We start from the raw sequence: 24,265 nt of genomic DNA, 5'->3' as shown, positions 1-24,265 counted from the left end.
ACACGCGTGCGGGAGCGCCTTCGTCGTTCTCGTCAGCGCAGCCAGACGGTGGTGTCCGGAGGCAGCACGCGATCGAGCGGTCCGCTCGCCAGCAGGATCTCGCCCTCGGGCAGCGCGACGTCGGAGGCGCCGAGGTTGGTCACCGAGCGCCAGCCGTTCGGGCGCGCGAAGTGCAGCACGCCCTCCGCGCTGTCGCGCCATTCCAGCTGCTCGTCGGTCTGCAGCGCGTGCCGCAGGGCGAGGGCGCGGCGGTAGAGCGACAGGGTCGACTCCTCCCTCAGCTCCTCGGCCTCGACGGAGGCGTCGGCGAACCAGGCGGGCTGGGGCAGGTGGGCGCCGCCCGGACCGAAGCCGAAGGACGTGCCCGTCGACTCCCACGGCAGCGGCACCCGGCAGCCGTCGCGGCCGACGTCGGTGCCGCCGCTGCGGAAGAACGTCGGATCCTGGCGGTCGGCGTCGGGGATGCCGGCGACCTCGTGCAGGCCGAGCTCCTCGCCCTGGTAGAGGTACGCCGAACCGGGCAGGGCGAGGAGCAGCAGGGTCGCAGCGCGCGCGCGACGCAGGCCCTTCTCGCGATCGAGAGCCGGCTCCGCGCCACCGCTCAGCAGCCACTGCTTCGCGGGGGCGATCGGAGCCTCGCCCTGCGAGGGCAGCCCGTAGCGGGTCGCGTGCCGGACCACGTCGTGGTTCGAGAGCACCCAGGTCGTCGACGAGCCCGACTCGGCGGCCAGCTCGAGGTTGAACGAGATCAGCCGGCGGAAGGTGCCGGCGTCGAGGTCGGCCTCGAGCAGATCGAAGTTGAACGCCTGACCGAGGCCCTCGGGGCTCGCGTACCGGGCGCGCCTGGACGCGTCGACCCACGCCTCCGCCACCGCGGTGCGCGGCGGATCGTACGAGTCGAAGAGGGCGCGCCACTCGGCGTACACCTCGTGCACCTCGTCGCGGTCCCAGAACGGGTGGCTGCCGTCGAGGCGCTGCTCGACGAGGTCGGCGGAGGCGGCGAGCGGCTCGGTCAGATCCTTCACCAGCGAGTGCGCGACGTCGATGCGGAACCCGTCGACACCGCGGTCGGACCAGAAGCGGAGGGTCTCGAGGAAGTCGTCGCGGATCTCGCGGTTGTCCCAGTTCCAGTCGGGCTGCTCCTTGGCGAACAGGTGCAGGTACCACTGGCCGTCGCCGACCGGCTCCCAGGCGGGACCGCCGAAGACCGACTCCCAGTCGCTGGGAGGCAGCTCCCCCGACTCGCCGCGGCCGTCGCGGAACACGTAGCGCTCGCGCTCGGGCGATCCCTTCGGGGCGGCGAGCGCCTCCTGGAACCACGGGTGCAGATCGGAGGAGTGGTTCGGCACGATGTCGACGATCACGCGGATCCCGGCGTCGTGCAGCAGCGCCGTCATCTCGTCGAACTCGGCGAGCGTGCCGATCCGCGGGTCGACGTCGCGATAGTCGGCCACGTCGTAGCCGCCGTCGGCGAGCGCCGACGGGTAGAACGGGCTGAGCCAGACCGCGTCGATCCCGAGCGCGCGGAGGTACGGGATGCGCTGGATGATCCCGGCCAGATCGCCGATCCCGTCCCCGTTCGCATCCGCGAAGCTCCGCGGATAGATCTGGTACACCGCCGCCTGCCGCCACCACAGGGCGTCGTCCGTCGTCCCGCTCCTGGTGAGCACCGTGTCTGTCACGTGTTTCCTTCCGTTGATCGATCTGATTCGTCCGGGTCACCCCGCTGAGGACACCGACCTCGCTACGCCCGCTGCGCGGGCTGCTCGATCAGCAGAACTCGCTCGCCCGGCTCGCGCGCAGCACGGCCCCTCCCCACCGGCTCGCGCGCAGCGCGGCCACTCCCCCGCTACCCCGGAGTCGCGCCCGCGGGTCTCGGGGTGGTGAGCTGCAAGGCGGAGGAGGGAGTCGTAGCGGAGCTACGGCGACCGACGACAACGCCGCAGATGGCCGCCCCGAGACCCGCGGGCTCACTTGATGGCGCCCTGAGTGACGCCGGACATGACCCACCGCTGCGTGAAGAGGTAGACGATGATCGCCGGCGCCATGGCCATCAGGTACGACGCGAACGCCACGTTGTAGTCGTTGCTGAACTGCGTCTGGAAGATCTTCTGCAGCACCGGCAGCGTCTGCAGCGACGGGTCGGAGGTGATCAGCGACGGCATCATGAAGTCGTTCCAGGAGGCGAGGAAGGCGAAGATGCCGACCGTCGCGCTCATCGGCGCGAGCAGCGGGAACACCAGCCGCCAGAACACCTGGTTCGTCGTCGCCCCGTCGAGGCGCGCGCTCTCCTCGAGCTCCTCCGGCAGCGAGCGGAGGAACGCGGTGAACAGCATCACGCTGAACGAGAGCTGGAACATCACGTGCAGGATCGCGACGCCGATCGGGTTGTCGAGGCCGACCAGGCCGGTGAGCGACACCTGAGAGAGCGCGAGCACCGGGAACGGCAGGAACATCGCCGCCAGCAGGTAGAAGAACGACCAGCGGTAGAAGCGCTTGCTCCAGTTGCGCGAGATCGCGAACGCCGCGAGTGCGCTGAGGACGATCGTGCCGGCCACCGTGATCGCCGAGACGAGCACCGAGATGGCGAAGCCGCGGGGGAAGTCGGTGAGGTTCCATGCCTGCACGAAGCCCTCGACCGAGAACGGCAGCGGGATCGAGAAGGCGTTGCCGTCGACCGCCTGGGCCGTGGTCTTGAACGCCATGGTCAGCGTGACCCAGAGCGGGCCGATCACCGAGAGAGCGCAGATCGCGAGCACGATGGTGAGGAGCAGGCTCGAGCGCTTGCGTCGAGAGCCGCGGCGGGCGTCGGCGTCGGCCGCCGCCCGGGTCCCGGGGAGGGACGGGGCGAGGGGGACCTGGCTGGTCATCAGAAGGCCGCCTTTCCGCGCGAGACGCGCAACTGCACGAGCGCTATCACGAGCGCGATGAGGAAGAAGATCGTGGCGTTGGCCATCTGGTAGGCGTAGTCGCCGCTGGTGAAGCCCGTGAAGATCGTCATCGCGACACTGCGCGTCGAGGTTCCGGGGCCGCCGTCGGTGAGGCCGACGATGATGTCGTACGAGTTGAGGAAGTTCTTGAACCCGATCACGAGGTTGATCACGACGTAGCCCGCGACCAGCGGGAGGGTGATCGAGCGCAGCTGCCCCCAGCTCGAGGCGCCGTCGAGCGAGGCGGCCTCGTAGACGTCCCCGGGGATCGAGAGCACCCCGGCGATGTAGATCAGCAGCGCGGAGGGGACCGACTGCCACGCGGTCACGATCACGATCGCGAGCCACGCCAGATTCGGGTCGGCGAGCATGCTCGTCGCCAGCGGAGTGGCTCCGACCGAGGCCGCGAAGTCGGGCAGCGAGTTCGAGAAGAGGAAGTTGAAGACGAACGCGATGATGATGCCCGACACGACCATCGGCAGCACGAACACCGCGCGGAGGGCGACCTTGCCGCGGATCTGCGAGGTCAGCGCGATCGCGAGCAGGAACGCGACCACGTTCACGACCAGCACGGTGACCAGGGCGAGCAGGACCGTGAAGCCGTAGGAGGCGGCGATCGCCGGGTCCGAGAACAGCGCCACGTAGTTCGTCAGCCCGATGAAGGACCACTCGCCGAAGCCGATCGAGTCGGTGAAGCTGAAGAAGATGCCCATCAGAGCGGGCAGGGTGATCGCGAGCGTGAACAGCACGAGCGCGGGGAGCAAGTACAGGAGGAAGGTCCTGTCGGTGCGCGGCCGGCGCCGCTCCGGGACGGCCGGGCGGGGCGCCTCGGTGGGACGCGCCTCCGCTCGAGTGGGTGTCGAGAGTGCCATGGGTGTCTCGTCTCTGAGATGTTCTGGACAGCGGTGAGGTGGGGAGAAGGGGAGGGTCAGGAGCGGAACGCGATGCGCGCCCAGTCGGCGTCCACGGTGCGCAGCGTCGACGCGGGGTCGGAGCCGAGCACGATGCCCTGGAGGTAGTTCTGCAGCGGGATGTTCTGCGGCACGAGCTGCGAGGCACCGAGGCTGAATGCGGCCCTGTCGTAGAACTCCTGCAGCTCGACCAGGGTCGGCTGGGTGACGGCGGGGGCGTCGGTCGTGACTCCGAACGCGTTGTTGTCGGCGTTGTAGGCGTCGATGATCTCGGGCTGCATCAGGAAGGAGAGGAACTCGCGCGCCGCCTCCTTCTTGTCCGAGGCCTCGGGGATCCAGAGCGCCAGGTCGACGTTGGCCCGCACCCGGCGGTCGTCGGGGTCGTCGGTCATCGGCAGGGGGAACGCTCCGATCGAGAGGTCGGGCGCCGTCTTCGCGATCTCGCTGAGCGCCCACGGCCCCTGGAAGAGCATCGCGGCCTCGCCGTTCGAGAAGGCGAGGTTGCCGTCGCCGTAGGCGCGGCTCGCCGCATCGGGGTTAGAGTACGCGGCGACCTGCAGCATCTGATCGACCGGGGCGGCGAAGTCCTTCTCGAACGACACCGGGGACGAGGCGCCGACGTCGGCGCCCTGCTCCTTCAGCTGCGTGAAGAAGGAGTCGAGGTCGACGGTGCCGCCGACGGAGTAGTCGAACAGCCCCTGCGCGACCGTCCACGGGTCCTTGTAGGTTCCGTAGATCGGAGTGATGCCCGCGGCGGTGAGGGCGTCGCAGACCGCGAGGAACTCGGTCCACGTGGTGGGCACCTCCAGTCCCTGCGCCGCGAAGATCTCGCGGTTGTAGAGCACCGCGGCCATCATCAGCGAGTACGGCAGGACGCTGGTGCGATCCGGGTAGGACGCGGTCTGCTCGATGAGGGGCTGGATCGCGGGATTGATCCGCTCCGCCTCCGGCATGTCGGAGAGGTCGCTGAGCGCCCCCCGCTCGACGAAGCGCGCCACCTCGAAGTTGTAGTTCAGGCAGCCGAGGTCGGGCGGGTTGCTCCGGACGAAGCCGGCCGAGAGGTTCGACGAGAAGTCGTGCACCACGCGGATCCGCGACTGCGACGCGTGGAAACGGTCGATCACGTCGCCGAAATAGCCGATCACCTCGGGCTTGGACTGGAAGAAGGTGATCTCGGTCACGCCGCCGGAGGAGGCGGGCGAGGCGCAGGCCGACAGGCCGAGCGTCGCGGCGCCCGCTCCTGCCGCGGCGAGGAGGGCGCGCCGGCTGAGGCCGCCGGCGGTAGGGGGTGCAAGGGGCACGTCGTCGTCTCCCGTGGGTCGTGGATAAGTTGCTGTTCCGACTAAATCTAATGAGAAAATCTAGTACGCGATGTACTGTTGCAGCCGATCCGCCCGGGGTCAAGAGGGAGGTGCAGCGGATGTCCGACGGCAGCTCGTTCTCGTTCCAACGGCGCCGCAACGCCCTCGAGGTCCTCGGGCAGGCCTGGAGCGGAGCACCCCTCACGGCCTCCGGCCTGATCGAGCGCACCGGGCTGACCCGCTCCACCGTCATCGCGGTGTGCGACGACCTGATCGAGCTCGGCTGGATCCAGGAGCTCGAGAACCAGCGCGCGGCCGGCGACTACGTGAAGGGGCGTCCCGCCCGTCGCTACTCGCTCCGCCGCGATGCCGGAGCCGTCGTGGGCGTCGACGCGGGCCAGCACAGCGTCGGGGTCTTCGTCGCCGACCTGCTCGGCGAGCCCGTCGGCCGGCGCACCGAGCCGGTGGCGCACGAGCACGTCTCCCCCGCGCGCCGCCTCGCCGACATCGAGCGCGTCCTCGACCGCACCCTCTCCGAGGCGGGGATCGCCGACTCCGGCGTGCTCGCGATCACGTTCGGCGTCCCCGCACCCGTCGACGCCCTGGGCCGCTCCCCCGAGGGCGACAACGACTTCTGGCGTGTGATGAACCCCGGGCTCGCCGACCGCTTCGCCGACCGCGGCTGGCAGCCGGTGGTCGACAACGACGCCAATCTCGCGGCCCTCGCCGAGGGCTGGCGCGGGGCGGCCGTCGCGTCCGACGACTACGTGGCCCTGCTCTCGGGCGAGCGGCTCGGCGGAGGCGTGGTCCTCGGCGGCCGGCTGCTGCGCGGCGCCCGCGGGCTCACCGGCGAGATGCGCTACCTCGACCTCGTCGAGGGCGTCGGGTCGGCCGAGGGCATCGCCGCCCTCGCCCGGGTCTGGGCGCACGAGGCGCTCGCCGTCCCCGGCCATCCTGCGTCCCTCCTCGACCGGATCGACGCTCCCGGAGCCGAGCACGTGCTCGCCGCCGCCGCGGCGGGCGACCCCCTGGCCCGCGACATCGTCGACCGCCTCGCCGAGCGCCTCGCCAACATCGCCGCGACCCTGGCGAACCTGCTCGACGTCTCGCTGATCGTCGTCGGAGGCGCCCTCTCCGCCTCCGCCGAGCCGCTCCTGACCGAGGTGGCCCGGCGGCTCGTCGGACGCGTGCACGCCCCGGTGCCGCGGATCGTGGCGTCGACTCTCGGCGACCAGGCCGTCGCCCTCGGGGCCGTGCGCTCGGGTCTCGACCGAGTCCGTGCCGATCCGCTGGCGCTGCGGCTCCCCGGTCACGTCCTCGACGATGTGGCGGCCGCCGGAGCCTGACCGCGGTCAGCGCCGGAACGAGCGCACGATCAGCAGCCCCGCCAGCACGATTGCGACCGCAGCGGCCGTCGCCGACGGCAGCGCGAGCAGGAGGATCAGCGCCAGCGCGGCCGACACGACGGCCGGCCAGCGCGCACCCGCCACACCCCGGTCGAGGCGGCGCAGGATCGACGCGACCAGCCCCGCGCCGACCGCGAAGGCGAGCAGAGCATCCGCATCGAGGATCACCACGGCGAGCACCGAGACGAGGCAGACGACGAGCTGGAGGGCCGACGGCACCCCGGTCCGGCGGTTGCGCCGGGCGAACGGCCCGGGGATCTCGCCCTCGTCGGCGAGGCGCACGAGGGCGGAGCCGTCGCGCCGTGCCAGCACGACGAGCGCGACGAGGGAGGCCAGGACCGCCGCGATCGCGACGGGGACGGTGGCCGCGGTGCCCTCGGCGAGGGCGCGGAGCGGAGTGGCCGAGGCCGCGAGCGCCTCCGGCCCCACGAGGAGCAGCAGCCCGGTGCCGACCGCAGCGGCGACGAGGGCGGCGACAGCGAGGCGGAGGAGGGATCGGCGGGTCGAGGTCGCCTGCTGCGCGGCGGGCACGACGAGGAGGAGCAGGTAGGCGGCCGCGGTGACGGCGCCCTCCGGGCCGCCCAGGATCAGGTCGGACGACCTGACGACCGGAGGCGCGAGCAGCACGATCACGACCGCGGCGGCCAGCAGGAGTCCGACGAGGGCTCCGAGCGTCACGGCGAGGCGCGGACGGAGCACTCCCCCGCGGACGACGAACAGCGTGACCGCGACGAGGAGCAGGATCGCGACCGGCCGCGCACTCGCGCCGAGCACCGATTCCGCGGCCGTCAGAGCGATGGCAGCGGAGGCGAGGGCTCGTCCCGCGAGCCTCAGCCACGCCCCTGTCGGTCCGTCCTGAACCTCCCGACCGGCGTCGGCGACGACTCCGAGCCCCGCGGCGACCACCGCGATCCCGAGCCCGACAAGGAGCCACCAGCCGGCCTCCCGCGCCGCCGGCGCCCACACCAGGAACAGACCCGCCACCCCGAGCGCCCAACCGGGCTCCCGGAGCGCGCCCATCGAACCCCCCGTCCGGGTCTGATCCGATCGCACAGCCACTCGCCCACCCTAGGTGCACCGGGTGACGCGCCCACCGTCCGAGGCAGGGGGATCCCGCCACGCCCGCTCCGGGGGTACTCGATCAGCAGGCAGCGCCAGCCTCGCCCGCAGGCAGCGCCAGCCTCGCCCGCAGGTAGCGCCGACCTCGCTCAGCAGCCGGCGGCAGCCTCGCTCAGCAGACCCCGGCAGCCTCACCAGCCGCCCGCGGCAGCCTCACCAGCCGTCCTGAGCGCGCCTCGGAGGCGTCAGCCGCAAGGCGGACGAGGAAGCGATACCGGAGGTATCGCGATCGAGGACAACGCCGCGGATGGCGTCTCCGAGGTGCGCTCAGGCGTCGCCGTCGAACATGGAGGTGACGGATCCATCATCGAAGACCTCGTGGATCGCTCGCGCGAGCAGCGGGGCGATGGGGAGGATCGTGAGGCGGTCCCAGCGCTTCTCCTCGGGCAGGGGGAGGGTGTCGGTCACGACGACCGAGTCGATGAACTCGGAACTGAGCAGTTCGCGGGCGGGGTCGGAGAAGACCGCGTGGGTGGCGGCGACGACGACTCCGATGGCACCCGCTGCCTTGAGGGCCTCTGCGGCCTTGGCGATGGTGCGGCCGGTGTCGATGAGGTCGTCGACGAGGAGGCAGACGCGGCCGGAGACCTCTCCGACGATCTCGTGGACCGAGACCTGGTTGGCGACCTTGGGGTCGCGGCGCTTGTGGATGATCGCGAGTGGGACGCCGAGCTTGTCGCTCCAGATGTCGGCGACGCGGACGCGGCCCATGTCGGGCGAGACGATGGTGAGGGTCTTCGGGTCGAGCTTCTCGCGGAAGTGCTCGAGGAGCACGGGCATCGCGAAGAGATGGTCGACGGGGCCGTCGAAGAAGCCCTGGATCTGCGCGGCGTGCAGGTCGACCGACATGATGCGGTCGGCACCGGCGGCCTTGAAGAGGTCGGCGACGAGGCGGGCCGAGATCGGCTCGCGCCCGCGGCCCTTCTTGTCCTGCCGGGCGTAGGGGTAGAACGGCGCGACGACGGTGATGCGCTTCGCCGAGGCGCGCTTGAGTGCGTCGACCATGATGAGCTGCTCCATGAGCCACTCGTTGATCGGCGAGGTGTGCGACTGCAGGACGAACACGTCGCCGCCGCGCACCGAGTCGCCGTACCGCACGTAGAGCTCGCCGTTCGCGAAGGTCCGGCCCTCGGTGTTCACGAGCTCGGTGCCGAGCTCGGCGGCGACCTGCTCCGCCAGTGCCGGATGCGCCCTCCCCGACACGAGGACCAGGCTCTTCTTGTTGCTGGCGGTGATGGCCGTCACAGTTCTCCGCTTCCTCCGGTGGGCAGGTCGGAGTCCTCGGACTCCGACGCCTGGGCTGCCTCGGCGGCGGTGGCCGACGCGGTCCCCGGACGGTGGGCCTCGACCCACCCGGCCATGTTGCGCTGCGGAGCGACGGTGATCCCGAGGGCTCCGGCGGGGATGTCCTTGCGGATGACCGTGCCGGCGCCCGTGTACGCTCCGTCGCCGATTCTAACGGGGGCGACGAAGACGTTGTGCGACCCGGCTCGCACATGCGACCCCACGATCGAGGCGGCCTTGCTCACTCCGTCGTAGTTGGCGAAGATCGAGCCCGCGCCGATGTTCGACTCCTCGCCGATCGTCGCGTCGCCGACGTACGAGAGGTGCGGCACCTTCGAGCCGGCGCCGATGGTCGCGTTCTTCGTCTCGACGTAGGTGCCGATCTTGCCGCGCTCACCGAGCACGGTGCCGGGGCGGAGGTAGGAGAAGGGGCCGACCTGGGCGCGGGCCCCGATGACGGCGAGGGTCGCATCCGAGCGCTTGACCACGGCGTCCTCGCCGATCTCGCAGGCGTCGAGGGTGGTGTCGGGCCCGATGATCGCGCCGCTCGCGATGACGGTCGGTCCCTTGATCTGCGTGCCGGGGAGGATCTCGACGTCGGGCGAGAGGACGGCGTCCACGTCGATCCAAGTGGTCGCCGGATCCTGGATCGTGACGCCCTCGAGCTGCCAGCGCCGCACGATGCGGGCGTTGAGCTCGAGCGCGGCGTCGGCGAGCTGCGCGCGGTCGTTGATGCCGGCGACGAGCCAGCGGTCCTGCACGGGGACGGCCTCGATGGCGCGGCCGGCGGCCTTGAGCGCGGCGGCGGCATCCGTCAGGTACTTCTCGCGCTGGGCGTTGTCGGTGCCGATGGCGCCGATGACCGAGCGCAGCGCCGCGGCGTCGAACGCGTAGACCCCCGCGTTGGTCTCGGTGAGGGCGAGCTCGTCGTCGCTCGCGTCCTTCTGCTCGACGATGGAGGCGAAGCCGCCGTCGACGGCGCGGACGATGCGGCCGAAGCCGGTCGGGTCCTCGAGCACGCACGACAGCATAGTCAGAGCGTTCGCGGCCACGAGGTGCTCGTCGACCAGGCGACGGAGGGTCGGCGCGTCGAGCAGGGGCACGTCGGCGCTGAGCACCACGACCGTCCCGTCGAAGTCGTCGGGCAGAGCGGCGAGGCCGAGCTCGACGGCGCGGCCGGTGCCGGGGACGTCGTCCTGGTCGACCACGAGGGCGGCGGGAGTGTGCTCGAGCACCGCCTCCGCCACCCGCTCGCGCTCGTGGCGCACGACCGTGACCACGTGCGCCGCGTCGAGCGAGGACGCGGTGTCGAGGACGTGCCCGAGCAGCGGGCGGCCCGCCAGCCTGTGCAGGACCTTCGGGGTGCGGGACTTCATCCGGGTGCCCTGACCGGCGGCCAGGATCACCACCGCGAGCGTGCTGTCGACCATGTCTCGTTCTCCTCCGAGGCCCGCCGCGTGGGTGACCCCTGCTCCGCCACCAGGATTCGAACCTGGACCGGACAGCTCCAAAGGCTGCCGTGCTGCCGTTACACCATGGCGGACCGCGCTCCCGCGCGCGCCGTCCATCCTGCCATCCGCCCGCGGCCTCCTCCGCACCCTGCCGCCTCCCGGCCCGCCACCCGCCAGAATGGACGGGTGAGTGCGAATGACGAGGTCGACGGGATCGTCGACGCCTGGGTGCGCGAGAGGCCCGACCTCGACTTCACTCCCCTGCAGGTCTTCTCGCGCATGCGCAGGCTCGCCAAGCAGCTCGAGCGCGCACGCGGCATCGCGTTCGGCCGCTCCGAGCTCGAGACGTGGGAGTTCGACGTGCTCTCGGCGCTGCGCCGCGCCGGTGCCCCCTACCGGATGAGCCCGAAGCAGCTGCTGCAGGCGACCATGGTCACCAGCGGCACCATGACCAACCGCATCGACCGCCTGGTCGAGCGCGACCTGGTCGAGCGCCTCGACGACCCGAACGACGGACGCGGCGTGCTCGTGCAGATGACGCCCGCCGGGCTCGCCCGGGTCGACGCGGCGATCACCCGGCTGGTCGACGCGGAGCAGGAGCTGCTCGGCGCCCTCACGCACGCGCAGCAGGAGCGGCTCGCGCAGCTCCTGCGCAAGCTCTCGCTCGACTTCGGCTGAACGCGACAACAGCCAGGAGTGCGGCTCGCGCACCATGGCGCGCGAGCGGCACTCTCAGCTGAGGTCGGGCGGACCTCAGGCCTCGAGCAGCTCGGAGAGCTCCATCCAGCGCACCTCGAGCTCGGCGGTCTCGTCGGCGTACGCCCGGAGCTTCGCGTTCAGCTCGAGGATGCCGTCGTAGTCGTCGGGGTCGTGGGTCGCCATCTTCTCGTGCACGTCGGCGGTGAGCTGCCCGAGCTTCGACAGGCGCCGGTCGATCGCCGACACCTCCTTGGTCGCGGTGCGGCGCTCGGCACCCGCGAGACCCGGGGTGGCGGCGGAGGCGGTTCCCGAGGACGCGGCCGGCGACCCCTTCTCGAGCGCGCGGCGCAGCTCGAGGTACTGGTCGACTCCGCCGGGCAGGTGACGGAACGCGCCGTCCATCACCGCGTACTGCTGATCGGTGACGCGCTCGAGCAGGTACCGGTCGTGCGAGACGACGAGCAGGGTGCCGGGCCAGGAGTCGAGGAGGTCCTCGATCGCGGCCAGCATGTCGGTGTCGAGGTCGTTGGTCGGCTCGTCGAGGATCAGCACGTTCGGCTCGCTGAGCAGGATGAGCAGCAGCTGGAGGCGGCGGCGCTGCCCGCCCGAGAGGTCCTTCACCGGAGTCGAGAGCTGCGCACTCGAGAAGCCCAGGCGCTCGAGGAGCTGGCCCGGCGTCATCTCCTTGCCGCCGATGGAGTAGCTGGTGCGCTGCTCCGCGATGATCTCGCGGACCGGCTGGTGCTGCACCTCCGTGAGCTCGCGCAGCTGCTGGTCGAGGATCGCGACGCGGACCGTGGTGCCGCGCTTGACCTTGCCTCCGGTGGGCTGGACGCTGCCCGCGACGAGACCGAGGAGGGTCGACTTGCCGGCGCCGTTCACGCCGAGGATGCCGGTGCGCTCGCCCGGGGCGATCCGCCACTCGATGCGGTTGAGCACGGTCCGCTCGCCGTAGCGGACGGTGACGTCGAGCAGGTCGACGACGTCCTTGCCCAGCCGCGAGACCGCGAGCTGCGACAGCGACACCTTGTCGCGCACGGGAGGCTCGTCCTCGATGAGCTGGTTCGCCGCGTCGATGCGGAACTTGGGCTTGGCGGTGCGGGCGGGCGCGCCGCGTCGGAGCCAGGCGAGCTCCTTCTTCATCAGGTTCTGGCGCTTGGACTCCATCGTGGAGGCCATCCGGTCGCGCTCGACGCGCTGCAGGATGTACGCCGCGTAGCCGCCCTCGAAGGGCTCGACGAGGCGGTCGTGGACCTCCCACGTGGCGGTGCAGATCTCGTCGAGGAACCACCGGTCGTGGGTGACGACCGCGAGCCCGCCGGAGGAGGCGGCCCAGCGGCGCTTGAGGTGCTCGGCGAGCCAGGCGATGCCCTCGACGTCGAGGTGGTTCGTGGGCTCGTCGAGGAACACGACGTCCCAGTCGCCGACGAGCAGCTTGGCCAGGGCGACGCGGCGGCGCTGGCCTCCGGAGAGCGAGCCGACGACGCCGTCCCACGGCACGTCGCGCAGGAGCCCGGCGATCACGTCGCGGGTGCGCGCGTCTCCGGCCCACTCGTGCTCCTCGAGGCCGCCGACCACGGCCTGCGCGACGGTGAGCTCCTCATCGACGGTGTCGGCCTGGTCGAGCATGCCGAGGGTGACGCCCCGGCGGTGCGTGACGCGGCCGCTGTCGGGCTCGATGCGCTGAGCGAGGAGGCGGAGGAGCGTCGACTTGCCGTCGCCGTTGCGTCCGACGATGCCGATCCTGTCGCCCTCCTCGATGCCCAGGGAGACGTCGTCGAAGATGACCCGCGTGGGGTACTCGAGTCGGAGCGCCTCGGCGCCCAGCAGATGTGCCATAGGGGCCTATTTTACCGGCTGGGTCTTGCACGCCGAGCCAGCAGCACTGAGCGGGACTCCGCGCGGTGGAATGCAAGGCGGAGGAGGAAGCGATACCGGCGGTATCGCGACCGACGACAACGCCGCAGGCCGCCGCGCGGAGGCCCGCTCAGGCCACGGTGATGGTGCGCATGTGCCAGCCGGAGGCTCCGTCGGGTGCCGGGGGCGCCTCCTCCGGGGTCTGCACGAGGCCCTCGGAGTCGGTGGCGCGCACCAGGAGGACGTGGTCGCCTGCGATCGCCTCCCACTCGTAGAGCCACTGGATCCAGGTGTCGGCGGTGACGGCCTCGGCGAGGCGAGCGGGCTGCCAGGCGCCCCCGTCGACCTGCACCTCGACCCCCGCGATGCCGGTGTGCGGCGCCCAGGCGACTCCGGCGACCGCGACGGTGCCCGCGGCGACCGCCTGGCCCTGCCGCGGCACATCGATCCGGGACTCGATCTTGATCGGTCCGCGCTCGGTCCAGCCGCGCGTCGACCAGTAGGCGACGTCGTCGGCGAAGGTCGTCACCTTGAGCTCCGTGACCCACTTGGTCGCCGACACGTAGCCGTAGAGCCCGGGCACGACCAGGCGCGCGGGGAAGCCGTGCTCGACGGGCAGCGGCTCGCCGTTCATCCCGACCGCCACGATGCTCGGCCGGCCCTCGTCCTGCAGGACCTCGAGCGGGCTCGACGCCGTGAATCCGTCGACACTGCGCGACAGCACCATGTCGGCGCCGGCGAGCGGACGCGCGCGGGCGAGCAGATCGCGGATCGGGTAGCCGAGCCAGAGGGCGGTGCCGATCAGGTCGCCGCCGACCTCGTTCGAGACGCACGACAGCGTGACCAGGTGCTCCTCGAGCGGGAGCGCGAGCAGCTCGTCCCAGGTGATCGTCACCTCCTCCTCGACCATGCCCGTGATGCGGAGCGACCAGTCGGCCGGATCGACGGACGGCACCGAGAGCGCGGTGTCGATCCGGTAGAAGTCGGCGTTCGAGGTGACGAACGGAGTGATGCCCTCGATGTCGTCGAGCACCGCGGCGGCGGGGACGGCGGGGGCGGTGCTCGCCGGCGCCGGCAGCTTCACGGCCGCACGCACGGCGGTGACGGCGTCGGAGGCGGCGGTCACGACGCGTGCGCCGATGCCGACCACGACGGCGGCGGCACCGGCGATGCCGACGAGCCGGAGGAAGGAGCGGCGGTCGGTGGCACCGCGCGCGGGCTCCTCCTCCCAGCCGCGGAGGCGGGCGGCGGCGGCGCGCAGGAACGCGGCACCCACCACCATCCCGACGACGCTCGGCGCGGCGGCGAGACCGGGCGCTCCCTCGCGGGTGACGGCGGCGAGGGCACCGAGGCCCGCGACGACGGCGAGCACGAGCACGCCGAGCGGAGGCTTGCGGAACTCGAGCAGGCCGGCCGCGATCGCGAGGAGCGCGACCGCGAAGCCGACCGAGACCAGCAGGACGATCTTGTCCGCGGTGCCGAACAGCGCGATGACGGTGTCCTTGACTCCGGGCGGGACGATGTCGATGACGAAGCCGCCGACCGCGACGAGCGGGCTGCCTCCGGCGCCGGTGAACACGGCCACGAGCTCAGCGCTCGCGAGCGCGACTGCGGCGGCGACGATCCCCGTGAGGATCGCGAGGAGTGCGGCTCGTCTGGGGGGCATGAGCGGCACTCTAGGCCACGAGTCCGGGGCTTGACTGCGGGCCGGCGACTCGTGCGATCTGCAGGAGTTCGTGCCATCTGCAGGAGTTCGCAGCCGGAACACGCTTCCCGCCGCATGCCGTCGACTCGACGGGGCCGGATCTCCTGCAGACCGCACCATCGCCTGCACACCGCACCATCGCCTGCAGACCGCACCATCACCTGCAGACCGCACCACCTCCTGCAGACCGCACCACCTCCTGCAGACCGCGCACCATCGCCTGCAGACCGCACCATCGCCGGCAGATCACGCAGGTACAGGAGGAGCCGGCGCCTAGCTCGACAGGATGCGGGCGCCGTGCACCGGCCCGGTCACGCGCACGGCCCGGAGACGCGCCGCGCTCAGCTCACGACGCAGCTCCTCGGCGGCGTCGGCGTCCGGCGCGAGGAAGGCGACCGTCGGGCCGGAGCCGGACACGAGACCGCCGAGCGCCCCGCGCCCCTCGCCCAGCTCGAGGATCCTCGCGAGTCCCGGCTGCAGGTGCAGGGCCGGCGCCTGAAGATCGTTGTGCATCGCGTCGGCGAGCATCGCCGCGTCGCCCGCCCGCAGGGCCTGCAGCACGTTCGCGTCGATGCTCGGAGTCGCCGAGATCGGGCGGAAGTCGTGCAGGTGCCGCTCCCGATGCCGGTCGAGCTCGCTGTACACCTCGGGGGTCGACAGGCCCTCCTCCGAGAGCACCAGCACCCACTCGAAGCGGCCCTTGGCGAGCGCGGGGCTCAGCTCGTCGCCGCGCCCGACGCCGATCGCGGTGCCTCCGGTGAACGAGAAGGGCACGTCGGCGCCGAGGCTCGAGGCGATGCCGAGCAGCTGCTCGCGGGTGCACGCGGTGCCCCAGAGCGCATCGCAGGCGAGGAGGGTCGCTGCGGCGTCCGCGGAGCCGCCTCCCATCCCCCCGGCGATCGGCACGTTCTTCTCGATCTCGAGGTGCACGCCGCCCCGGTAGCCGGTGGCGCGGGCGAGGGCTCGCGCCGCCTTGATGGCGAGGTTCGAGCCGTCGGTGGCGAGAGCGGCGGTGTCGATCGAGCCCGAGAACTCGACCGAGAAGTCGGGGGCCTCGGTCGCGAACACGTCCTCGTAGAGCGACAGCGACTGGAAGGCCGTCGCGAGTTCGTGATACCCGTCGTCGCGCACGGCGCCCACCTTGAGGAAGACGTTGATCTTGCCGGGCGCCCGCGCGTGGACCCGGGTCGACATCGCGCGAGGGGCCATGCACCCACGCTACAGGGTGGCGGAGCGGCTCTCGTCCCGGGCAGGGAGGGCCTCGTCGGCGTCCTCGTCGGCGTCGTCCAAGTCGTCGTCGGAGGCGGTCCCGTCGGGCACGGAGCCGCCCCGGACCGGTACGCGCGACGGGTCGAGCGCGCGTCCGAGTGCGGTGAACTCCTCGACCCCGAGCTCCTCGCCGCGCGCCGTCTGCGGCACTCCGGCCGACTCGAGCGCGTCGATGGCGGCGGCGCTGTCGCCGAAGAGGCTGGAGAGCGACTGACGGAGCATCTTCCTCCGCTGCGCGAACGCCGCGTCCACCACGGCGAACACCGCGCGGCGCAGGGTCTCGTCTCCCGGCTCGACGCCGCGCTCGAAGGAGACGAGCACGCTGTCGACGTTGGGGACAGGCCAGAACACCTGCCGCGAGACGGTGCCGCCGGTGGTGAAGGAGCCGAACCACGCGGCCTTCACGCTCGGGCCTCCGTAGACCTTCGAGCCGGGCACGGCGGCGAGCCGGTGCCCGACCTCGGCCTGCACCATCACCACTCCGGAGCGGATGCTCGCGAAGTGCTCGAGGAAGTGCAGGAGGACCGGCACGGAGATGTTGTACGGGAGGTTCGCGACGAGCCGCGCGGGCTCCCCCGGCAGCTCGAGCACGCGCAGCGCGTCGGCGTGCACGACCTCGAGCTCGGCGCCGGGAGCCATCAGTTCGACCGTGCGGGGCAGCTGCTCGGCGAGGCGGCCGTCGATCTCGACGGCGACCACTCCGGCGCCCGCCTCGAGCAGGCCGAGGGTCAGCGACCCCAGGCCCGGACCGATCTCGACGACCGTCTCGCCGGTCTCGACGCCGGCGAGCTTGACGATGCGGCGCACGGTGTTGGCGTCGTGCACGAAGTTCTGCCCGAGCTTCTTGGTCGGGGTGACGTCGAGGATCTGCGCGAGATCGCGGATCTCGGCCGGACCCAGCAGCTTGGGGACCTCGACTGCGGCGGGCTCGGCCGCGTGACGTCCGCTCATGCGAGCGGCCCGACGGGCTCGGTCGGCTCGGAGCCGACCTCTCCGCCCCATTCGCCGTAGACCTGCTCGGTGTTGGAGGCGATGGTCGCGGCCAGGTGGCCGACGTCGGTCTCGAGGTACTCGGCCATCGCGCGCACCGTGTGCGGCATCAGGTAGGGCGCGTTGGGGCGGCCGCGGAACGGGCTCGGGGTGAGGAACGGCGCGTCGGTCTCGACGAGGATCAGGTGCCGCGGAGTGGCGGCGAGCGCCTCGCGCAGCGGCTCGGCGTTCTTGAAGGTCACGTTGCCGGCGAAGGAGAGGTACCAGCCCTCCTCCGCGCACATCCGCGCCATCTCGGCGTCGCCGGAGAAGCAGTGGAAGACGGTGCGCTCGGGGGCGCCGACCCGGCGGAGGGTGTCCATGACCTCGCGGTGCGCGTCGCGGTCGTGGATCTGCAGCGCCGTCCCGGTCTCCTTCGCGATGCGGATGTGCTCCTCGAACGAGCGGTACTGGGCGGCGCGACCGCTCTCGCCGGTGCGGAAGAAGTCGAGCCCCGTCTCGCCGACGGCGCGGACGCGGGGCTGCGTCGCGAGCTCGGCGATCACGGCGAGGGCCTCGTCGAGCTCGCCGCGGGCCTCGAGCTCGGGCGCCTCGTTGGGGTGGATGGCGACGGCGGCGAGCATGCGCGGCTCGGAGGCGGCCATCTCGGCCGACCAGCGGCTGGTCTCGACGTCGGTGCCGACCTGGACGACGCCGCGGACGCCGACGGTGGAGGCACGATCGAGCTGCTCGCGGTAGTCCAGGGGCTCGAGGCCGTCCGCGATCTCGAGGTGCGTGTGGTTGTCGTAGACGGGGACCACGAGCGCTTCGGGCAGCGGCGGGTACGTCAGGTCGCGGCCCGAGGTGTTCTCGCGGGCGCGGACGTGCTGGCTGTCGGTCATGCGCTCCAGGCTAGCGGGAGGGCCCGACAGGCCGCCGGGGCTGGACTCCCGGCCCCGTCAGGCGACCGGGACCTCGATGCGCGGGAAGAGCGGCGCGAGCGTGCCGACCGTCGTGCCGACGGGCAGGCGCCCCCACTCCCCCGCCTCGCGGACGGGCTGCGCGGTGAGGGAGCCGAGTGCCTCCTCGACGCCGAGCGCCTCCCAGAGCAGGGTGGTCGCGCGGGGCACGACCGGCGAGAGCAGCACGGCCAGGGCGCGGAGCCCCTCCGACGCCGTGTACAGCACGGTGCCGAGACGCTCGCGGTCGCCCGACTTGGCCAGCGCCCACGGCTCCTGCTCGGTGATGTAGCCGTTGAGCTCGTCGACGATGGTCCACACCGCGGTGATGGCGTCGTGGATCGCGAGGGTCTCGATGGCACTGTCGGCCGTGGTCGCCGCCTCCGCGACGGTGCGCTGGACGCGCTCCTCCGCCTCGGTCGGCGCACCCGGCTCGGGCACGACGCCGTCGTAGTAGCGGTGGAGCATCGCGATCACGCGGGAGGCGAGGTTGCCGAATCCGTTCGCGAGCTCGGCCTGGTAGCGGGCCGACAGGTCCTCCCACGAGAACGAGCCGTCCTGGCCGAAGGTGATCGCGCGCATGAAGTAGTAGCGGAACGCATCCGAGCCGAAGGTGTCGGTGATCTGCTCGGGCGCGATGCCGGTGAGCTTCGACTTCGACATCTTCTCGCCGCCGACGAGCAGCCAGCCGTGGCCGAAGACCTGCCTGGGCACCTCGAGCCCGGCAGCCATCAGCATCGCGGGCCAGATGACGGCGTGGAAGCGGAGGATGTCCTTGCCGACGATGTGAGTGGCCGGCCAGCGCCGCTCGAACTCGGCCTCGTCCTGGCCGTAGCCGACCGCGGTGATGTAGTTGAGGAGGGCGTCGAACCAGACGTAGACGACGTGAGAGTCGTCCCACGGCACCTTCACCCCCCAGTCGAAGCTCGAGCGCGAGATCGACAGATCGGCGAGCCCGGAGCGCACGAAGCTGACGACCTCGTTGCGGGCCGACTCGGGCTGGATGAAGTCGGGACGCTCCTCGTAGAGCGCGAGGAGGCGCTCGGTGTACTCGCTCATCTTGAAGAAGTAGTTCTTCTCCTTGAGCAGCTCGACCGGCTTCGAGTGGATCTTGCAGACGTACTGCCCGGTGTAGTCGCCCGTGCCCTCCTCGAGATCGGAGAGCTGCTTGTACTCCTCGCAGCCGACGCAGTAGTAGCCCTCGTACTCGCCGGTGTAGATCGCGTCCTCGTCGTAGAGCTTCTGGAGGAAGCGCTGCACGTTGACCTCGTGGCGCTCGTCGGTGGTGCGGATGAAGTCGTCGTTGGCGATGTCGATGGTCTCGAGCAGCGGCTGCCAGGCGGTGCGCACGAGGCGGTCGGCCCACTCCTTGGGGGTGGTTCCGTTCGCGGTCGCGGTGCGCAGGATCTTCTGACCGTGCTCGTCGGTGCCGGTGAGCAGCCAGGTGTCGTCGCCGGACTGGCGGTGCCAGCGCGTCAGCACATCGGCGGCGACCTCGGTGTACGCGTGCCCGATGTGCGGGACGTCGTTCACGTAGAAGATCGGGGTCGTGAGATAGAAGGAGGCGCCGTCGGACATGGCGACCATCCTATTCTTCGCGCCGCGCGCCCTCCGGCGTGTGACGCCGAGGCCGGACAGACCCCCGCTGGCCGGGTGCGGACATCATGTCGCCCGAGGTGACATCCCCTCGGGCGCGACCTAGCCTCGTCGGGTTCCACGACCCCTACGAGACGGATGCACCATGACTCCTCACGACAAGGTCACCTCGACCTCCGCCCTGCTCAGCCGACGGACGGCCCTCGTCGCCGCCGCGTGGACCCTCCCGGTGGTCGCCACCGCCACCGCGACTCCCGCCGCCGCCGCGAGCTCGACCGCCGGATTCGATCTGCAGATGCAGAACTTCTCGGGCGATGACGGCGGCTGGTACAACGACGACCGCACGCAGTACCTGGGCTACAACACCTTCTTCTCGCCCACCGTGCACAACGCCGGTCCGGAGGCGGCGCCGGCCGGCACCGTCGTCGTCATGCGATCCGACGACAGGGTCCTCGGCTCGCCCTCGCTCACCGTCGCCACCGGATCGGACATCCCGGCGAGCGCCGTCTCGATCACCGGCCCGGTCGTCGAGGGCGACCACTCGACCTTCACCGCGGTGATCTCAGTGCCGATCCCGGCCGGAGCGGACGTCGTGTTCGGGCCGCGCTTCGCCGACGTGCTGACCCAGGAGGACGCCGGCGCGATCCACGACTTCACGACCGCGTTCGCGAATCTGACCGCCCACTCGTTCACGCTGTCCTCGCCCGCCGGCGCCGACTCCGACCCTTCGAACGACGCCATCTCGTCGACGGCGGAGGTGGGCACGGTGGTGCCGTGGAACGGCGCGATCAGCGCGGAGTGGGCCGAGCTGACCACGGCGAGCTGCACCTACCCGTACGCGAGCGCGATCGTCGTCGCGAGCACCGGGGCGAACCCGGTCCCGGTCGACACGCAGGTCTACTACTACTACGACGACCGCCTCCTGACGGATGTCGCGATCGCCTCGGCGACGATCGACGGCGTGCCGACCACGATGCGGGTCGGCGGTTCGTCGGGCGGCTCGTCGTACTGGTTCACCACCGAGCCGGTCGCACCGGGTGCGACCCTCCGGATCGACCTGGCCACGACCACGGATCCGTCGGCCACGATCACGAGCACCGTCCAGACCGCGGCGGGCGGTCTGGGCACCGACAAGAGCCAGAGCGATCAGGGCGACGACTCGTTCCGCCGCGAGGGCACCTGCGCGTAGGAACCGGCGGCGCTCAGCCTCGTCGCGAGGCGAGCGCCGCCTCGTAGAGGGTCCGGCGCGAGAGACCGGTGTGCTCGGCGACCTCGGCCGATGCCTCCTTGAGCCGGGTGCCCGCGGCGACCCGCTCGAGGACGGCCGCGAGCGCGTCCTCGAGCGACGCCTCCCGCACGGGCGCGCCCTCGACGACGAGGCAGATCTCGCCGCGGAGCCCGCCGGCCGCCCACTCGGCGAGCTCGGCCGCGGGGCCGCGGCGCACCTCCTCGAACATCTTGGTCAGCTCGCGGCAGACGACGACCCGGCGCTCGGGGCCCATCACCTCGACGAGATCGGCGAGCGCGTCGCCGATGCGGTGCGGCGACTCGAAGAAGACCATGGTGCGCCGCTCGTCGACGAGGGCGCGGAACGTCGAGACGCGCTCGCCGTGCTTGCGGGGCAGGAAGCCCTCGAAGCTGAAGCGGTCGGTCGGCAGGCCCGAGACGGCGAGCGCCATCAGCACCGCCGACGGGCCGGGCAGGGCGGTGACGGCGACCCCGGCGGCGACGGCGGTCTCGACGAGGTGGTAGCCCGGATCCGAGACCGTGGGCATGCCGGCGTCGCTGAGCACGAGGAGGTCCTGACTCCGGGCGAGCTCGACCAGCTCGGCCGAGCGCTCGCGCTCATTGTGGTCGTGCAGGGCGTAGAGGGTCGGCCGGTTCTCGATGCCGAGGGCGCGCAGCAGCTGGATCGTGACCCGGGTGTCCTCGGCCGCGATGTGCTCCGTGGTCGAGAGCGCCTCCACCAGCCGCCTCGAGGCGTCGCCGAGGTTTCCGATGGGCGTGCCGGCGAGGATGATCATCCGGCCATCCTCCCAGCCGGGAGGAACTCCGTCCGGCCGATCTCGTCCGATCCGCGTGATGCGGGCGATCGGGCGGAGGAGGGGCCCCGCCGCCCGGTTAGCATGGCCGAGTGACGGACCGACCGCAGCGCGACTTCGACGACCTCCTTCTGGACTCCGCCGGGTCGACGCGATCGGAACCGCTCGATCCCGTCGCGACCACCGTGCCGACTCCGCGGACCCGCGCCGAGGTGCCGCGCGGCTCCTGGTTCGACGACGTCTTCGGCCGCCTCGTCTCCACGCCGGCGCGCCGCCGTCTCTACGACCTCGGGCTGCCCCTGCTCGTCGTGGTGGTCGCCGCGTTCCTCCGCCTCTGGAACCTCGGCCACCCGCGGTCGCTCGTCTTCGACGAGACCTTCTACGTCAAGGACGCCTGGACCCTCTGGAACCTCGGGTTCGAGGGCGCGTGGCCCGAGGACGCCGATCCCGGGTTCATCTCCGGCGCCGTGGACACCTTCACCGGCGCACCGTCGTTCGTGGTGCACCCGCCCCTGGGCAAGTGGATCATCGGGCTCGGGATGGGAGCGCTGGGCGCGGACGACAGCGTCGGCTGGCGCCTCTCGACGGCGATCGTCGGCATCCTCGCGGTCGCGCTCGTCATCGTCATCGCGAAGCTGCTCTTCCGCTCGACGCTGATCGCCTCCCTCGCCGGCGCGTTCCTCGCGCTCGACGGTCACGCGATCGTGATGTCGCGGGTGTCGCTGCTCGACGGCATCCTGATGTTCGTGGCCCTCTGCGGAGTGGCGGCGGTCCTGCTCGACCGGCGCTGGGCCGAGCTGCGGCTGGCCGAGAAGGTCGCGGCCGGAGCACTGCCCAGCTGGGGCCCCGTGCTGTGGTGGCGTCCGTGGCTCCTGACGGCGGGCCTCTTCTTCGGCCTCGCGGCCGGGGTGAAGTGGACGGGCATCTACTTCCTCGCGGCCTACGGCCTCTACTCGGTGCTCGTCGACGCGATGATGCGCCGCCGCGCGGGCGTGCCGTTCTGGGCGAGCGGAGCGCTCCTCAAGCAGGGTCCAGTCACGTTCCTCCTGGTCGTCCCGATCGCGCTCGTCGCCTACCTCGCGACCTGGCTCGGCTGGCTGCGCACCTCCGGCGGCTGGGCCCGGCAGTGGGCGACGGAGGCGCCGGGCAACGCCTGGACGGGCGCGCTCGCGTGGGTGCCGGACTGGGCGCAGAGCCTCTGGCACTACCACGTGCAGATGTACGACTACTCGATCAACCTGCGCGCCACGCACCCGTACCAGGCCAGCCCGCTGACGTGGCTGCTGATGCAGCGGCCGACGAGCATGTACTTCGTCGACCAGGCGACCGGCGTCGACGGCTGCACGGCGGCGCGCTGCGATGAGGCGATCACCTCGGTCGCCAATCCGCTGATCTGGTACGCCGGAGTGATCGCGCTCGGCTACCTCCTCTACCGCTTCGCCCGCTACCGCGAGTGGCGCGCGGGTTTCGTGCTGATGGGCATCGTCGCCGGGTACCTGCCGTGGATGCTCTACCTCGACCGCACGGTGTTCCAGTTCTACTGCGTGGTCTTCGAGCCCTACATGATGCTCGCGCTCGCCCTCACGGCCGGGATCCTGCTCGGCTCCCCGGGTGACGAGCGCCGCAAGCGCACCAGAGGGATCGTGATCGTCGGCGTCTTCGTGCTGGCGGCGGCGGCGCTCACGGCCTACTTCTATCCACTCTGGACGGGGCAGCAGACGTCGTTCGCGTTCTGGCAGGCGCACATGTGGCTGCCGTCGTGGGTCTGACGCTCCGGCGTCTCGCGCCGGGGGTCGCCGTCTGCGCTCTCGCCGCCCTGATCGCGTTCGCGGTGCACTCCGCGTTCCCCGCCGTGCCCATGCTGACCGCAGCCGTGGCGCTCGGGATCGTCATCGCGCAGATCCCGGCCGCGCGGCCCGCGCTCGGGAGGCTCTCTCCGGGGCTGAAGTTCTCGTCGCGCACGCTGATGCGCACGGGGATCGTGCTGCTCGGGCTCAAGCTCTCGCTGGTCGACATCGCGGGGCTCGGCGGAATCGCGATCCTCGTGGTCGTCGCGATCGTGCTGGCCACTTTCGCCATCACCTACGCTCTCGGGCGCGCGCTGCGCCTCCCCGGCAAGGAGCCGCTGCTGCTGGCCGCGGGCTTCTCGATCTGCGGCGCCTCCGCGATCGGGGCGATGGCCGGGGCGACCCGCGCGAAGGAGGAGGAGCAGGCCGTCCCGGTCGCGCTGGTGACCCTCTGCGGGACCCTCGCGATCGCGATCCTGCCGGCGCTGCAGCAGCCGCTCGGTCTCTCGGATCTCGCGTTCGGGCACTGGGTCGGGGCCTCGGTCCACGACGTGGGGCAGGTGGTCGCGACGGCGCAGGTCGCCGGGGCGTCCGCGCTCGCGATCGCGGTCGTGGTGAAGCTGACGCGGGTCGTGATGCTCGCGCCGATGGTCGCGATCGCGGCCGCCGTGTCGCGGCGCCGGGGCGACGGAGGCGGACCCCGGCCGGCCGTCGTGCCGCTGTTCGTCGCGGGGTTCCTCGCCGCGGTGCTGGTGCGCTCGTTCGTGCCTCTCGCACCGGAGGTCGTCGCCGCCGCCGACGTCGCGCAGACCTGGCTGCTGGCCGCCGCGCTGTTCGCTCTCGGGAGCGCCGTGCGGCTCCGATCGCTCGTCACGACGGGGTGGCGGGCGCTGGTCGTCGCGTTCGCGTCGTGGGTCGCGATCGCGGCGATGGCGCTGGTGGCGGTGCACGCCTCCGCCTGAGTGTTACGGGATGCGACA

Annotated in this window: 19 protein-coding genes and 1 tRNA gene; 5 read left to right on the top strand and 15 right to left on the bottom strand. The window is 71.7% G+C overall.

Annotated elements, in window-relative coordinates:
- Positions 1–32: 32 nt before the first annotated feature.
- The 4 genes from ASG06_RS11105 to ASG06_RS11090 all read right to left on the bottom strand — a co-directional run bounded on the left by ASG06_RS11105 (position 33) and on the right by ASG06_RS11090 (position 5,142).
- The gene (locus ASG06_RS11105; protein WP_056041990.1) at positions 33–1,682 is read right to left on the bottom strand and encodes a glycoside hydrolase family 13 protein; all 1,650 of its coding nucleotides are present in this window, start codon (positions 1,680–1,682) and stop codon (positions 33–35) included.
- Between the two features lie 288 nt (positions 1,683–1,970).
- The gene (locus tag ASG06_RS11100) at positions 1,971–2,870 is read right to left on the bottom strand and encodes a carbohydrate ABC transporter permease (RefSeq protein WP_056041988.1); all 900 of its coding nucleotides are present in this window, start codon (positions 2,868–2,870) and stop codon (positions 1,971–1,973) included.
- Positions 2,870–3,802, bottom strand: a complete 933-nt coding sequence (locus tag ASG06_RS11095; protein WP_056041985.1) for a carbohydrate ABC transporter permease — start codon at positions 3,800–3,802, stop codon at positions 2,870–2,872. The genes ASG06_RS11100 and ASG06_RS11095 overlap by 1 nt, the downstream gene beginning before the upstream one ends.
- A gap of 56 nt (positions 3,803–3,858) precedes the next feature.
- Positions 3,859–5,142 carry an ABC transporter substrate-binding protein gene (locus tag ASG06_RS11090; protein WP_056041984.1) on the bottom strand — a complete coding sequence of 428 codons (1,284 nt, stop codon included), beginning with the start codon at positions 5,140–5,142 and terminating at the stop codon, positions 3,859–3,861.
- A 119-nt stretch (positions 5,143–5,261) separates the two neighbouring features.
- On the opposite strand from ASG06_RS11090, the gene ASG06_RS11085 reads away from it, so the two are divergent.
- Positions 5,262–6,488 carry an ROK family protein gene (locus ASG06_RS11085; protein WP_056041982.1) on the top strand — a complete coding sequence of 409 codons (1,227 nt, stop codon included), beginning with the start codon at positions 5,262–5,264 and terminating at the stop codon, positions 6,486–6,488.
- Positions 6,489–6,494: 6 nt separating this feature from the next.
- Here ASG06_RS11085 and ASG06_RS11080 read toward each other — a convergent pair whose 3' ends face one another.
- From ASG06_RS11080 to ASG06_RS11065, 4 genes are all read right to left on the bottom strand, one after another.
- Positions 6,495–7,568 (bottom strand): hypothetical protein, encoded by a 1,074-nt coding sequence (locus ASG06_RS11080; protein ID WP_156465951.1) that lies wholly within the window; start codon positions 7,566–7,568, stop codon positions 6,495–6,497.
- A gap of 366 nt (positions 7,569–7,934) precedes the next feature.
- Positions 7,935–8,912 carry a ribose-phosphate diphosphokinase gene (locus ASG06_RS11075; RefSeq protein ID WP_056041978.1) on the bottom strand — a complete coding sequence of 326 codons (978 nt, stop codon included), beginning with the start codon at positions 8,910–8,912 and terminating at the stop codon, positions 7,935–7,937.
- Complete coding sequence (gene glmU / locus ASG06_RS11070) at positions 8,909–10,381, bottom strand: bifunctional UDP-N-acetylglucosamine diphosphorylase/glucosamine-1-phosphate N-acetyltransferase GlmU (RefSeq protein WP_056041976.1); 1,473 nt, start codon at positions 10,379–10,381, stop codon at positions 8,909–8,911. The genes ASG06_RS11075 and glmU overlap by 4 nt, the downstream gene beginning before the upstream one ends.
- A 41-nt stretch (positions 10,382–10,422) precedes the next feature.
- Positions 10,423–10,494 (bottom strand) — tRNA-Gln (locus ASG06_RS11065).
- 94 nt (positions 10,495–10,588) lie between these two features.
- Here ASG06_RS11065 and ASG06_RS11060 point away from each other — a divergent pair.
- Positions 10,589–11,080: a MarR family winged helix-turn-helix transcriptional regulator gene (locus tag ASG06_RS11060; RefSeq protein WP_056041969.1), complete on the top strand. Its 492-nt coding sequence runs from the start codon at positions 10,589–10,591 to the stop codon at positions 11,078–11,080.
- Positions 11,081–11,155: 75 nt separating this feature from the next.
- Here ASG06_RS11060 and ASG06_RS11055 read toward each other — a convergent pair whose 3' ends face one another.
- From ASG06_RS11055 to metG, 6 genes are all read right to left on the bottom strand, one after another.
- Positions 11,156–12,940, bottom strand: a complete 1,785-nt coding sequence (locus tag ASG06_RS11055) for an ABC-F family ATP-binding cassette domain-containing protein (RefSeq protein WP_056074154.1) — start codon at positions 12,938–12,940, stop codon at positions 11,156–11,158.
- Positions 12,941–13,088: 148 nt separating this feature from the next.
- Entirely contained in the window at positions 13,089–14,624 is a 1,536-nt protein-coding gene (locus ASG06_RS11050; RefSeq protein WP_056041965.1) for a molybdopterin-dependent oxidoreductase, read from the bottom strand.
- 312 nt (positions 14,625–14,936) lie between these two features.
- A complete protein-coding gene (locus ASG06_RS11045; RefSeq protein WP_056041964.1) occupies positions 14,937–15,872 on the bottom strand; it encodes a 4-(cytidine 5'-diphospho)-2-C-methyl-D-erythritol kinase in 936 nt (311 codons plus the stop codon).
- Positions 15,873–15,881: 9 nt separating this feature from the next.
- Positions 15,882–16,883 carry a 16S rRNA (adenine(1518)-N(6)/adenine(1519)-N(6))-dimethyltransferase RsmA gene (gene rsmA / locus ASG06_RS11040; RefSeq protein ID WP_082499138.1) on the bottom strand — a complete coding sequence of 334 codons (1,002 nt, stop codon included), beginning with the start codon at positions 16,881–16,883 and terminating at the stop codon, positions 15,882–15,884.
- A complete protein-coding gene (locus ASG06_RS11035; protein WP_056041962.1) occupies positions 16,880–17,803 on the bottom strand; it encodes a TatD family hydrolase in 924 nt (307 codons plus the stop codon). The genes rsmA and ASG06_RS11035 overlap by 4 nt, the downstream gene beginning before the upstream one ends.
- Before the next feature lie 57 nt (positions 17,804–17,860).
- Positions 17,861–19,438: a methionine--tRNA ligase gene (gene metG / locus ASG06_RS11030; RefSeq protein WP_056041960.1), complete on the bottom strand. Its 1,578-nt coding sequence runs from the start codon at positions 19,436–19,438 to the stop codon at positions 17,861–17,863.
- A gap of 163 nt (positions 19,439–19,601) precedes the next feature.
- On the opposite strand from metG, the gene ASG06_RS11025 reads away from it, so the two are divergent.
- Positions 19,602–20,645 carry a hypothetical protein gene (locus ASG06_RS11025; protein ID WP_056041959.1) on the top strand — a complete coding sequence of 348 codons (1,044 nt, stop codon included), beginning with the start codon at positions 19,602–19,604 and terminating at the stop codon, positions 20,643–20,645.
- Positions 20,646–20,658: 13 nt separating this feature from the next.
- Here ASG06_RS11025 and rsmI read toward each other — a convergent pair whose 3' ends face one another.
- Complete coding sequence (gene rsmI, locus ASG06_RS11020) at positions 20,659–21,480, bottom strand: 16S rRNA (cytidine(1402)-2'-O)-methyltransferase (RefSeq protein ID WP_056041957.1); 822 nt, start codon at positions 21,478–21,480, stop codon at positions 20,659–20,661.
- 110 nt (positions 21,481–21,590) lie between these two features.
- Here rsmI and ASG06_RS11015 point away from each other — a divergent pair, with 110 nt between their 5' ends.
- Complete coding sequence (locus tag ASG06_RS11015; RefSeq protein ID WP_231727679.1) at positions 21,591–23,267, top strand: dolichyl-phosphate-mannose--protein mannosyltransferase; 1,677 nt, start codon at positions 21,591–21,593, stop codon at positions 23,265–23,267.
- Positions 23,246–24,247 (top strand): YeiH family protein, encoded by a 1,002-nt coding sequence (locus ASG06_RS11010; protein WP_231727678.1) that lies wholly within the window; start codon positions 23,246–23,248, stop codon positions 24,245–24,247. Before ASG06_RS11015 ends, ASG06_RS11010 begins: the two co-directional genes overlap by 22 nt.
- The last annotated feature ends 18 nt before the right edge of the window (positions 24,248–24,265 follow it).

It is taken from the genome of Rathayibacter sp. Leaf185 (assembly GCF_001423885.1).
GTDB lineage: Bacteria > Actinomycetota > Actinomycetes > Actinomycetales > Microbacteriaceae > Rathayibacter.
Note: the sequence above shows the minus strand (reverse complement) of the source record. Positions and strands in the feature narration are given on the sequence as shown.

What these genes read in the sequence shown, in the direction of transcription:
- ASG06_RS11045 (WP_056041964.1), bottom strand. Translation starts at nt 15,872, where the DNA reads ATGGCCCCTCGCGCGATGTCGACCCGGGTCCACGCGCGGGCGCCCGGC.
- ASG06_RS11085 (WP_056041982.1), top strand. Translation starts at nt 5,262, where the DNA reads ATGTCCGACGGCAGCTCGTTCTCGTTCCAACGGCGCCGCAACGCCCTC.
- ASG06_RS11080 (WP_156465951.1), bottom strand. Translation starts at nt 7,568, where the DNA reads ATGGGCGCGCTCCGGGAGCCCGGTTGGGCGCTCGGGGTGGCGGGTCTG.
- ASG06_RS11100 (WP_056041988.1), bottom strand. Translation starts at nt 2,870, where the DNA reads ATGACCAGCCAGGTCCCCCTCGCCCCGTCCCTCCCCGGGACCCGGGCG.
- glmU (WP_056041976.1), bottom strand. Translation starts at nt 10,381, where the DNA reads ATGGTCGACAGCACGCTCGCGGTGGTGATCCTGGCCGCCGGTCAGGGC.
- ASG06_RS11050 (WP_056041965.1), bottom strand. Translation starts at nt 14,624, where the DNA reads ATGCCCCCCAGACGAGCCGCACTCCTCGCGATCCTCACGGGGATCGTC.
- ASG06_RS11055 (WP_056074154.1), bottom strand. Translation starts at nt 12,940, where the DNA reads ATGGCACATCTGCTGGGCGCCGAGGCGCTCCGACTCGAGTACCCCACG.
- rsmI (WP_056041957.1), bottom strand. Translation starts at nt 21,480, where the DNA reads ATGATCATCCTCGCCGGCACGCCCATCGGAAACCTCGGCGACGCCTCG.
- rsmA (WP_082499138.1), bottom strand. Translation starts at nt 16,883, where the DNA reads ATGAGCGGACGTCACGCGGCCGAGCCCGCCGCAGTCGAGGTCCCCAAG.
- ASG06_RS11095 (WP_056041985.1), bottom strand. Translation starts at nt 3,802, where the DNA reads ATGGCACTCTCGACACCCACTCGAGCGGAGGCGCGTCCCACCGAGGCG.
- ASG06_RS11025 (WP_056041959.1), top strand. Translation starts at nt 19,602, where the DNA reads ATGACTCCTCACGACAAGGTCACCTCGACCTCCGCCCTGCTCAGCCGA.
- ASG06_RS11035 (WP_056041962.1), bottom strand. Translation starts at nt 17,803, where the DNA reads ATGACCGACAGCCAGCACGTCCGCGCCCGCGAGAACACCTCGGGCCGC.
- metG (WP_056041960.1), bottom strand. Translation starts at nt 19,438, where the DNA reads ATGTCCGACGGCGCCTCCTTCTATCTCACGACCCCGATCTTCTACGTG.